Source organism: Propionimicrobium sp. BV2F7 (assembly GCF_000510445.1).
Classification (GTDB): domain Bacteria; phylum Actinomycetota; class Actinomycetes; order Propionibacteriales; family Propionibacteriaceae; genus Propionimicrobium; species Propionimicrobium lymphophilum.
On the sequence record NZ_AZIS01000003.1, the window covers coordinates 740444 to 751071 of the forward strand.

At 52.8% G+C, this 10628-nt stretch carries 9 protein-coding genes; 1 reads left to right on the forward strand and 8 read right to left on the reverse strand.

Features of this window, described 5'->3' with window-relative positions; all coding sequences use genetic code 11:
- Positions 1-43: 43 nt before the first annotated feature.
- A complete protein-coding gene (locus HMPREF1255_RS04320; protein ID WP_024110854.1) occupies positions 44-1336 on the reverse strand; it encodes an ABC transporter substrate-binding protein in 1293 nt (430 codons plus the stop codon).
- 236 nt (positions 1337-1572) lie between these two features.
- Here HMPREF1255_RS04320 and HMPREF1255_RS04325 point away from each other — a divergent pair, with 236 nt between their 5' ends.
- Complete coding sequence (locus tag HMPREF1255_RS04325; RefSeq protein ID WP_024110642.1) at positions 1573-2697, forward strand: substrate-binding domain-containing protein; 1125 nt, start codon at positions 1573-1575, stop codon at positions 2695-2697.
- Between the two features lie 3 nt (positions 2698-2700).
- On the opposite strand, the gene pyrB is transcribed toward HMPREF1255_RS04325, so the two are convergent.
- From pyrB to HMPREF1255_RS09385, 7 genes are all read right to left on the reverse strand, one after another.
- Positions 2701-3744 (reverse strand): aspartate carbamoyltransferase, encoded by a 1044-nt coding sequence (pyrB, locus tag HMPREF1255_RS04330; RefSeq protein ID WP_024110613.1) that lies wholly within the window; start codon positions 3742-3744, stop codon positions 2701-2703.
- Between the two features lie 219 nt (positions 3745-3963).
- Complete coding sequence (recN, locus tag HMPREF1255_RS04335; protein WP_024110554.1) at positions 3964-5640, reverse strand: DNA repair protein RecN; 1677 nt, start codon at positions 5638-5640, stop codon at positions 3964-3966.
- Entirely contained in the window at positions 5640-6524 is an 885-nt protein-coding gene (locus HMPREF1255_RS04340; RefSeq protein ID WP_024110898.1) for an NAD kinase, read from the reverse strand. Before HMPREF1255_RS04340 ends, recN begins: the two co-directional genes overlap by 1 nt.
- A gap of 46 nt (positions 6525-6570) precedes the next feature.
- A complete protein-coding gene (locus HMPREF1255_RS04345) occupies positions 6571-7311 on the reverse strand; it encodes a TlyA family RNA methyltransferase (protein WP_036917112.1) in 741 nt (246 codons plus the stop codon).
- Entirely contained in the window at positions 7311-7523 is a 213-nt protein-coding gene (locus tag HMPREF1255_RS04350; RefSeq protein WP_036916869.1) for a hypothetical protein, read from the reverse strand. The genes HMPREF1255_RS04345 and HMPREF1255_RS04350 overlap by 1 nt, the downstream gene beginning before the upstream one ends.
- A complete protein-coding gene (locus HMPREF1255_RS04355) occupies positions 7510-8502 on the reverse strand; it encodes an HAD-IIA family hydrolase (RefSeq protein WP_024110766.1) in 993 nt (330 codons plus the stop codon). The genes HMPREF1255_RS04350 and HMPREF1255_RS04355 overlap by 14 nt, the downstream gene beginning before the upstream one ends.
- Positions 8486-10468: a tetratricopeptide repeat protein gene (locus tag HMPREF1255_RS09385; RefSeq protein ID WP_024110707.1), complete on the reverse strand. Its 1983-nt coding sequence runs from the start codon at positions 10466-10468 to the stop codon at positions 8486-8488. Before HMPREF1255_RS09385 ends, HMPREF1255_RS04355 begins: the two co-directional genes overlap by 17 nt.
- Positions 10469-10628 lie beyond the last annotated feature (160 nt).

A 10628-nucleotide genomic window follows, 5' to 3' on the forward strand; every position in this document is an offset into this window, starting at 1 on the left:
GAAATAGGTGGCATCTATTTAAAGATGCCACCTATTACAGAAATTATTTAATTCCGAATTCTTGTTTTTCCGCATCAATTAAAGCCTGGAAAGACTTGTTAGCTGTTTCTGCACTAGCTTCCACATCTTTCCCTTCAATTGCGCTCACAATAACCTCACCAATAGCGTCCCTAGCTTCGCCAACCTTCACAATTCGAGGCCGGTCATAGGGAACTCCTTCAGCATTGCCAAACCTAACCGCTTCAATAACAGCATCGGGGAAAAATTCTTTAGTTTCAGGAGCCTCCCACGCTGAATCGCGTGCGCCCATTACACCTACGCTCTGCATCTTTGCAGCCATTTCTTTACTAGTAGCCCATTTAACAAATTTCCATGCAATGTCGGGATTATCGCTAAACGCACTGATCGCTAAAGCTTGGGGAGTCACCGAGGAGGTATGCGCTGGCGACTTAGCGTATCCCACTTGTTCAGCAGTCAGAGTGGATTTAGCTGGATCGGTAAATTCGGGCCACCTATCATCGCCCTCGATCAACATGGCGACCTTTCCCTGCTGGAACAAAGCGCTACATTCAGCCCATGACATATTCAGAACGCCATCTGGACCGCTTTCTCGAAGAAGGTCTCCGTAATACTTAAACGCTTCAACAGCTTCTTTACTGTTCAAACGAGCATCACCGTAGGGTTCAGCGCCTTCATTCCAATCCCCATCGAACTGATAAAGGAACTGAGCCCAAGTTGTAACTGCCTGAGCCTTCTGCCCGCGCATACAAATTCCAGCCATATCACCGGTTTTCAGCTTTGCAGCTGCAGATTTAAGCTCATCCAAATTTGTCGGGACCGAAATGCCATTGGCGTCGAGCAGATCTTTTCGATAAAAGAGCATTTGTCGTGCTGTAGCAACCGGGACGGCAACTACGTTACCTTCCCTGCTGGTTACAGCCTCTCTAGCTGCAGGCCCAAAATCTTCCCAGTCAAACCCTTCCTCAGACACTTTGTCGTCAAGGCTTTGAATCCAACCATTATTGACAAACTGGGCCGAATCCTGTGGAGGCCTAAACAGGAATACATCAGTTTTGGAGTTTGCGGCTCCCAGCTCAACCCTTAGCTGCTGGGATACCTGGTCTTCATTCAGGCTAGTTATATTTACTTTAACGTCATTTTCTTGCTCAAATTCTGACAAATTGTTTTGAATGTGGTCCGTCAGAGCATGAGGAGACATCATTACATCTAGCGTTTTAACATCACTTTCTTTAGCAGATCCACACCCTGTCATCGATAAACAAAGCACAGCCGCAAGAGCACCTGAAGCGAGCCTGAAATTCTTTTTTCTACTCATTAGCAACATCCTTGTTGACTGCCCAGAATCTTAATCCGGAACTACCTATAGAACTTGACCCAATTACCGCACTAGTAGGATCCAATGTCTACTTACATTTAACAATGTTTACCATATCGTTACAGTTGCATGTGTAAAACCCGGTCAAAAAACATATTACGCAACGAAACATTTAATGACATTAGCTAACATTTGGGTTAGACTCTAAACTTGCTCAACACGCTAGGAACCGCGAGATGTCCAACCAAAATCCTTTTATACGCTTAGACAGAGGTTCGGCTGTGCCCCTCTATGTTCAACTAGCCTCGAACCTCGAGAATTCTATCAAATCTGGCGAAATAAAAAATGGTTCTATGCTAGAGGGAGAGGTCAAATTAGCTGAACGTTTAAGACTCTCTCGCCCCACGGTGAGGAAGGCAATTCAGCTCCTAGTTGACAAAAATTTAGTTCACAGAGCTCGCGGTATAGGAACATTAGTAACTGGTACGAAAACGGACCGCCACGGCTATACCAGTACTACCGAATCAAATTATCCGACTATCAAAGGAACACTTGCCGTTATAGTCCCAGACGGCGAAAATCCTTTTTTTAGTGAGATAAGTAGGGCGATCTCGACTCATGCTTGGCAAAGAGGCTTCTTCACAGTAGTCGCTGATTCTCAGGAGCATTTGGAGACTGAAACTCAATTGATAATAAGCGCGGTAAGAGATCTATCCGGATTAATTTTGGTCTCTCCCAGATCGGATGACAATACGATTCTTTCAAGCGCCTATCCCAGCAAGACCGTTTTAGTGAACCGAAGTCTGAGTGGGTTTTCTAGCGTCATGGTAGATGTCAGTGTAGGGATGGAGCAGGCATTCTCCCACCTGGTTGCGCTAGGACATAGCAGAATTTGCTATGTCGGTGGACCGTCGAACTCTAGGTCTGATCAAATTATTCAAAGAACTCTTGAGGAAAGCGCCAAAAAGACTGAGTCAGATTTTAAGCTTCTTACCCGCGTAGCTCCCACGCTAACTGGTGGCTATTCTGCGGGAGATCTTGTACTTGCCTCAAAATGCACTGCTGCAATTACTCACAACGACCTAGTAGCTATGGGAATCCTACAGAGGATTTCAGAAAGAGGGGTTTCGGTCCCTGGTGACATGAGCATAATTGGAACAGACGACACCCCTTACAGCCGTATATTGTCACCAAAGTTAAGTACAGTCGCCATAAGCAAGACTGCTGTAGCTCTAAATGCCTTAGACCTCTTAATCCGAAAAATAGGTTTTGCCACAGAGAAAAGTGAGACGATCAAGGTCGCTTCCCAACTGATCGTCCGGGAAAGTTCAGCTGAACCAAAACCAATATTCTCTAATTAGTCTCTAATATTTTACGTCCCAATCCAGCTTCGCGTGCCACGGACGCTGCTTAAGCGTGGCCTTCACCGAGTCCACGGAGCAACCCAGAACGGTCAGGAAGATTGCCATCCTGATTCGTAGACCGTTGTCGGTCTGACGGAAGATAGACAGGCCAGGCAGGTCATCAACGTCGTCAGACAGGTCGAAGCTTGCCGAACGCGAATCCCTTGGCAGCGGGTGCATGATGATGATGTCGAGCGCGTCTGCTTCGCGAAGCATTTCCTTATCCAGCAGCCTGCCGCGGAATTTGTCGCCACGCTTAACCTCGTCGGTCATGCGCTCGCGCTGGACACGTGTGCAGTAAACAACATCCGAACCGGATACGGCTTCAATGACGCTGTCGCAATCAACTACCTCATGGCCGCGCGCTCTAGCGTATTCAGCAATCGGCTCGGGCAGTTCGAGGCTGGACGGGCTGTACACCTTGAAGGTGAGGCCCTTGTGCAAGCTGAGCAGCTTCATCAGAGAGTGAACGGTCCTGCCGTATTTCAGGTCGCCAATGATCGCGATGGTCCTGCTATCGACGCCGAGATCGCGCTTCTTCAGCTCACGGCTGAGGGTGTAAACGTCAAGAAGCGCCTGGCTTGGGTGCTCCCCTGCCCCATCTCCAGCGTTAACAACTGGAACAAGCGAAGCGTTGGCGAATTCTTGTACAGAACCCTCATCCGGGTGGCGAACGACCAACACATCGGAATATCCGGAAACTACGCGAGCGGTGTCATGAATCGACTCACCCTTAGCCATTGACGAGAAGGTGAACCCGGTAGTGGTCGTTACTTCGCCGCCGAGCCTGAGGAATGCGGACTCAAAGCTTAGGCGAGTTCGCGTGCTGGGCTCGAAGAACAACGAGCCAAGGATTGCACCGTCAAGGACCGTGCAAACCGCTTCGCCGGCAGCGATCGGATCGACTGCATCCGCCAGGGCAAAAAGATTGCTCAGATTTTCGTCGTTGAACTGTTGGGTAGATAGCAAGTGCCTGCCGTGACCAAATAATGGCAGCTGATTCATCGATACCTCCGAGGTGTTTTCTAGCAGAATACCGCTGAAGCGTTACCCATTGAAAGATGAGATTTAAAGGTGAGAAAAGGCGCCGAAGACTCTCGCACTTTAAGCGTTTTCGCCATCTCCTCAAGCCCACTCGTCGAGACTAAATAGTCTCATTAGAGATTGTGACCAGTGTCGCTAATCAATTTGGGCTAGCTCGCTTAGGAATTGGGCACGATTCCTCTAAATATCTTCAGCCTGCTGCCTGAGTTCTTTGGCGTGGGCAAGAGCGGTCTTCGTATCGGAACCGCCCATCATTCTTGCCAACTCGGTAAGCCTGGCTTCGTCGTCGAGCCGCGTCACTCCACTGGTTGTAACCTCGCCGTCGCTTGATTTCGCGATCACGTAATGTGCGTCGCCGAAGGCTGCTACTTGGGCCAAGTGGGTTACGACGATCACCTGGGAATGCTTAGCTAGCATGGCCAAGCGGCGACCAATCTCGGTCGCCACCGCACCGCCGACGCCGGCATCGACCTCGTCGAACACGAAGACGTGGCCCTCGTCTCCTGCCGCCAATACCACTTCAAGTGCCAGCCTGACTCGGGACAGCTCACCTCCAGATGCGACCTTGGCTAGCGGCGCAGGTTTGCTCCCTGGATTGGCGGAAAACAGTAGCTGAACCTTTTCCAAACCCCAAGGGCCGGGTTCGTCTAAAGGGTCTAGGTGGAAAACCAACCTGGCATGCGGCAGGGCGAGCGCGGTCAGCTCCCCCATCGCCTTCTCAGCCAGCCTGTCCGCTGCGTTTTTTCTGCTCGTGCTGAGTTTCTTGCCGACCTCAAGCAGCTTTGCCTCGATTTTGGCTAGCTGCTCCGATAGTTTGGCTATCTTCGAGTCATCGTCGCTTAGTTCTAGAACGCGTTTGCTGGCGTTCTGCGCCCAGGCAAGCACGTCATCAATAGAATCACCGTACTTGCGGGTCAGCTCCTGCAGCTTTGCCCTGCGTTGGCCAATAGCCTCCAGCCTCAGAGGGTCGCCCTCCAGGTTGGCGAGATAGCTTGCGACGCTCGAAGACAGATCTTCGACAGCAAAACTCGCCTGCCGGGCAGCTTCGGCAAGCTGGGCACCAGACTCATCAAGGTCGGCAACCTGCTCGAGAGCTTTCACGGTTTCGAATAACAGCCCAGATGCGCCAGGCTCGTCTATATCGCCGCTCGGAGATCCAGACAGTGCACGGTTAGCTCGTGCCGCCAGGGTCCTTAAATCATCGACTGCCTGGAGTCTTGCGGCCTCTGCGGCGAGTTCCTTATCCTCGCCGGGCTGGGGATCCACCTTTTCGATCTCGTCTAAGCCGTAAGCAAGAACGTCGTGTTCCCTGGCCCTGGCCTGGGCGTTGTTTCGGACCTCCGTCAATTCATCTCTGGTCTGGGCCCGCAAAGCATATAGCTCTCGGTATTCCTCGAGCAGTTGCTCATGTGCTGCAGCATGATCTAGCACCTGCCTCTGACGCTCCGAAGTGCCCAACCGAATCTGCTCGGATTGCCCGTGCAAAGTTGCAAGCTCTCCGGTCAGAGCTCCTAGCTTGCCAAGCGGAATCTGCACACCACCCGCGAAAGATCTAGATCTGCCAGTTTTGCTTATTTGTCGGACGAAAAGAACCTCGCCGTCATCGATCTCGGCACCGCACTGGCCTAGCTCGTCAACTATTTTGTCTGCATCAAAAGTTCCCTCGACCAGACACTTTTGGGAACCTAGACGGACAAGCCCAGAGTCGCTTCTCGCTCCGAGCAGCAGCCCGAGGCCGCTAACAATCATCGTTTTACCGGCTCCGGTTTCGCCCGTGAGCACAGTCATTCCTGGCTCAAAATCCAGGGTTGACGACGAGATGACGCCTAAATCTTTAATGCGAAGACTAGTGAGCATTAGTGCCTAAATCCTTCGACATTTAGTTTGAATTTTTTAACTAGCCTGGAAGTAAAAGGCTGCTCCGAAAGGCGCGCCACGAGCATTTTCTTAGCGTTCTGCTTGACGTTAATTTTCGCGCTCGGCGGCATGTCGACGGTTCTACGTCCATCGCACCACAAGACAAGCTGGGACCCAGTGTCGTCGGCAACGCAGACATCCACCTGCGAGTCAGGGGCAAGCACCAGTGGACGCGCGAACAGCGCGTGGGCAGCCATCGGAACAACCAAAAAGGCCTCGACGTCAGGCCACACAACCGGCCCAGAAAGCGAAAAAGCGTAAGCGGTAGACCCCGTTGGAGTTGAGACTAGCAACCCGTCACACCCGAACCGATATAGCGGTAGCCCGTCGACCTCGATAAGCAGATCCAGCATCTTCGTCTTGGCATGTTTCTCGATCGTCACCTCATTGACGGCGAAAGAATGCCAGACTTCTTCTCCGTTGTCGTTGACGCTGACGTCGAGAGTCAAGCGCTCCTCGACATCGTAGTGTCTAGAAATAACCTGTTCGATTAGTTCTGGGATGTTCGAGGGGTCGAGTTCCGCGAGAAATCCGACGTGTCCAAGGTTGACACCCAGCAGAGGTATGCCATGTGGCACGGCCATCTCTGCCGCGGCGAGAATTGTGCCGTCACCACCGAAAACGACCATCACCTCGACATCGTTGGTGAGGTCTTCAGGCCGACAAATCTGTACGTTAGCGCACTTATCTGCAACTAATTCGGCGCGCTGCCCAAATCCCAGGCACTCAATCGCTTTCTCGCTCATCCCTTGAGCGAATCCCAATGCGGCATCTACCGCCTCAGGCTTGGCAGGATGCACCACGAACGCGACTTTTCGACTCATACCTTCGAGCTTATCTGCTAGTTCTAGGCTGCCTAAGCCAGCCCATTCAATTGTTCTGCCCGGTCGCGTTGAAGCAGACAAAAATCTCGCGATTCCCAGATGGTCCAGGCAGCTTGCTGTCGGCGCTCCAGATGGGATTCCATCCGACCCCTCTTGCCTCCTCTATTACTGCGGTTACGCTTTCGCGACGAAGCTCATCGCTTCGCACGACACCGCCAGCTCCGAGCTGATCCTTGCCAACTTCGAACTGTGGCTTAACTAGTAATAACGCCAATCCATCTGGTTTGAGGACACCCGCTAGCGGTTTCAATAGCAGTTTTAACGAGATGAATGACACATCCCCGACAATCAAGTCGACTGGCTCGGAATCCAAATCTGACAGCACTAAATCTCGCAGGTTGAGACCTTCCCTGACCTCTACTCGCTCGTGTGAGCGGATTGTCTCATCGAGTTGATCGTGGCCGACATCAACCGCATAGATCCGACGGGCACCCGCATCAAGCATCACCTGAGTGAAGCCACCTGTTGATGCACCTGCGTCAAGCACCCTCGGGCTTTCCGGAAGTTGGATGCCAGCTTCCTGAAGCCCCTCAAGCGCGCCAAGAAGTTTGTAGGCTGCCCTGGAAACCCATCGATCGTTTTCAACCTCAATTACGTCGTATTCGCCGACTCCAAATGAGGGTTTAAGGACGGTTTTACCGTTAACCTGAACCTTGCCCGACCTGATCAGTTTCTGCGCCCGAGTGCGCGACCTGACCTGGGCCTGGACAGCCTTGTCTAGCCGAATCAATTTTTCGGTTTCGGCATAGGAATTGATTCCCGAGACCTTTCGAGGACCCTAGTCAGGCCGTCTTGGGCCTTAGCAAGCTTGGCTAGTCGATCGCTCGGAGAGAGCTCCGATATATCGCCCAACTCTTCTAAGACCCTGTCGACCGCGTGATTGCCCGTAACGGGAATCCGTCCAGCGTCACTCATCGGAGCATCATCAGTGGACGTCATCTAGTGCCACCAGAAAGTCTTCCGCGTCTACATCGTTAGCCCAAGAAAGCTGGCTACCCGCCCAGAGGGCATCGAGCTGGCCCTCGTAGTCGGAAGGCATTGCATCCGCGACTAATCTGCCGTTCTCGATCCGAACGGTGGTCCCGTTGCATGTGGCGACGTGCCCATCCACGGTTGCAGTGCGTGCGGGTTCGCTCATGGAACGAATATCGGCGCCGATGTAAGTGGGACGCTGGTGCTCTGCTGCGTAAATCAGATCGCGTTTGCCATGAGCTCCGGTAAACACCATGAACGAGTCGATGCCCACGTTGTATGCACCCTCGATATCGGTGTCCAGCCTGTCACCCACGAAAATCGGAACGGAAACGCCCATTCGTTCGATCGTGTAGTCCAGTAACGGCCGGTACGGCTTACCGGCAATCACGGGCTTGTGACCAGGAGCGCAAAGCTCGATCAACATCAGCACACCGCCAGCGCCCGGCACGATTCCTCGATCGGTGGGACGTGTCGCGTCCGGGTTAGAGGCGTACCAGGGCACGCCATTCTGCACCGCCAGAGCCGCCTCGTCGATAAGTTCCCAAGGCATCTTGGGGTTGTAACCGCAAATCACTGCTTCGGGAGAATCAGCGTAGGTTTTGACGACCTCAAAACCCGCCTCGCGAACCTTGTCGTCGAAGGCTTCTGCTCCGCAGACGAGCACCTTAGCGCCCGGCTTTAGGTCCTTGCGCAGCATATCTTGGGATGCCTGGCCGCTTGTGGCGACGTCTTCAAGTTCGCAATAGACGCCCATGCCATTTAGCTGGTCCCTGACGGTCTCGGGCAGTCTGCCGGAGTTATTAGTCACGAACCCGATCTTCTTGTCCAGCTCTCTGAGCTTGCCGATGCCTTCGGGGGCACCAACTACCGGTTCGGGACCCAGATATACGACCCCGTCGAGGTCGAAAAGGGCGCAGTCGTACGGATCAATTAGACGATTCATCTTCCTCTTTCTCGTTCTGCTCGAGCTCGTCAGCGTCTTCTTCGGGCTGTTCGTCTTCCTCGGAAGTCTCGTCCTGAACCATTTCTTCTTCGCTGTCATCGAGGTTATCGTCATGGATTGGTTCTTCCTCGAAGTCGACATCGAGAACCTCGAACTCCTCAGGAGCTTCTTCAACGATTTCCTCACCCGTTATCGCAGAGATGCGCGCTGCGGTATCTAGTTCGTTGTTGTCGTCATACTTAGCAGCTGACGTGAACCACTCTTCCGCCTGCCTGGTCTGACCTGCTAGTTCCAAGAGGTTCGCATAGGCGTATCGCAGTCTGGCCTGCTCGTATCGGCCGCCCAGCCCGCTAGAAATCTGATTCTTGAGAACTCGAAGGGCCTCTTCGCGCTGTCCCATGTCTTCGCGAGCGCCTGATTCGACAAGAACGGCCTCAGCCTGCTGCTCAACGTCAAGATCCTTGGCATTCCTAAGAGTGCGGAGTGCAGCTTCAGGCTTACCGCCGGCTCGCTCACAGTCAGCGATCACGGGAAGATAGTTCTGATTACCGGTCATCCTCAAGACGGCTCGATAATCGCTGAGTGCCTTATCGAAGTTTCCAGCCTGGTACTCAACCTCACCAGCGATGCTACGAATTACTGGCAGACGGGCAGCTAGGCGCCGAGCTGCCCGAGCATGCCCCAAAGCAAGTTCCATGTCAGTTTCAATGCTCGCCATCGCGCCGGCGATGTGGCCCTGGATCTGTTCAGAAAGATCCTTGGGAAGACCGCGAAGCTCAGCCCGCACAGTGAACGGAATGGACTTCTCGTCGAAATCTACTAGCGGTTCGGGCTCGTTTTCCGGCCTCTGCAGGCCAGGATTTAGACGCTCGTTGCGAACTTCACGGAAGCTCCTGTGATCTCGCTTGACCTCGTGACGGTCTTCACGCGATCGCCTGTCTTCGTCACGACGATCGAATTTACCAGGCTCGCGATCCCACGAACGGTTATTTGGCCTGTCATCGCGACGAAAGTCTCTGTCATAATTCTTGAAACCACTGCGATCGCCCCAGCGCTTTTGACCTCGCTGGTTGTCTCGCTTATTGCCCCAGCGCTTTTCGCCGCCGTGATCGTCACGTCGATCATTCCAACGCTTCTGGCCGCGTCTATCATCATGACTGTCAAAGCCACGGTCCTCACGTCGGTCATTCCAACGACGTTCTCTTGGCTGCCTGTCCTTACGCTCTTCCCAGCGATTTTCACCGCGCCGATCGTCCCAGCGACGATCATTACGGTTGTTGTTCCAACGCTTTTCGCCACGCTCGCCATCTCGCCTATCGTCGTGACGATCGTTTCGCTTATTTCCCCAAGGCTTGCGATCGAAATCCTGGGACTTGTTCCAAGACCCACGACGATCATCGCGACGCTCGCCACGGTCAAAACCACGATTGTTACGATCTTCTGAATCGCTCCAGCGGTTATCGAAATTACGCTTACGTCCCTTGTTATCGTCGCGGCCGAAATTGCGTTTGTCAGTGGATCGGTTCTTGTTCCAACTGCGTTTGTCTTCTCGGTCACCGCCCCACGAATGCCCGTTACGATTATCGCCGTCCCTGCGATCATTCCAACTGTTACGACGATTTCTGTCTTCGGAGCCCTTGCGGTTCCAGTTGCTGCCTTCGTCGCGAGAATCGAAACGCTTACGATCCCTGCGTTCTGAACGGTCTTCGAAGTTGCGATCGTCCCGACGATTGTCGAACTTGCCGTATGGACGCCCCTGCTTGTGATCACGATCGAATCGTTTCTTTCCTCCGAAGCTGCGTCCAGAAGAATAGTTTGAGCGTTCGGATTTGGAACTGTTGCCCCATGAACCTCCGCCGGAGCGCCCGCGCCCTTTAGATCCCCAGTTCTGCTTTCGCCCACCGGCTCGATCAGCGCGTTGTTCGTAATTACGACGGTCTCTTCCGTCGTTTGAGCGTGAATCCATGAAACTCTTTCCAATTAATATAGAGGCGTTCGACCAATCATAACCATTTAGAGATGGTTACAGATAATGCACTAAACATGATTTGTCAATGAGCAAGAGAGAATAACAACTCATTAACCCCATAGCAATGGAGATCTCTTGCACCAACAAAAAAATTTTG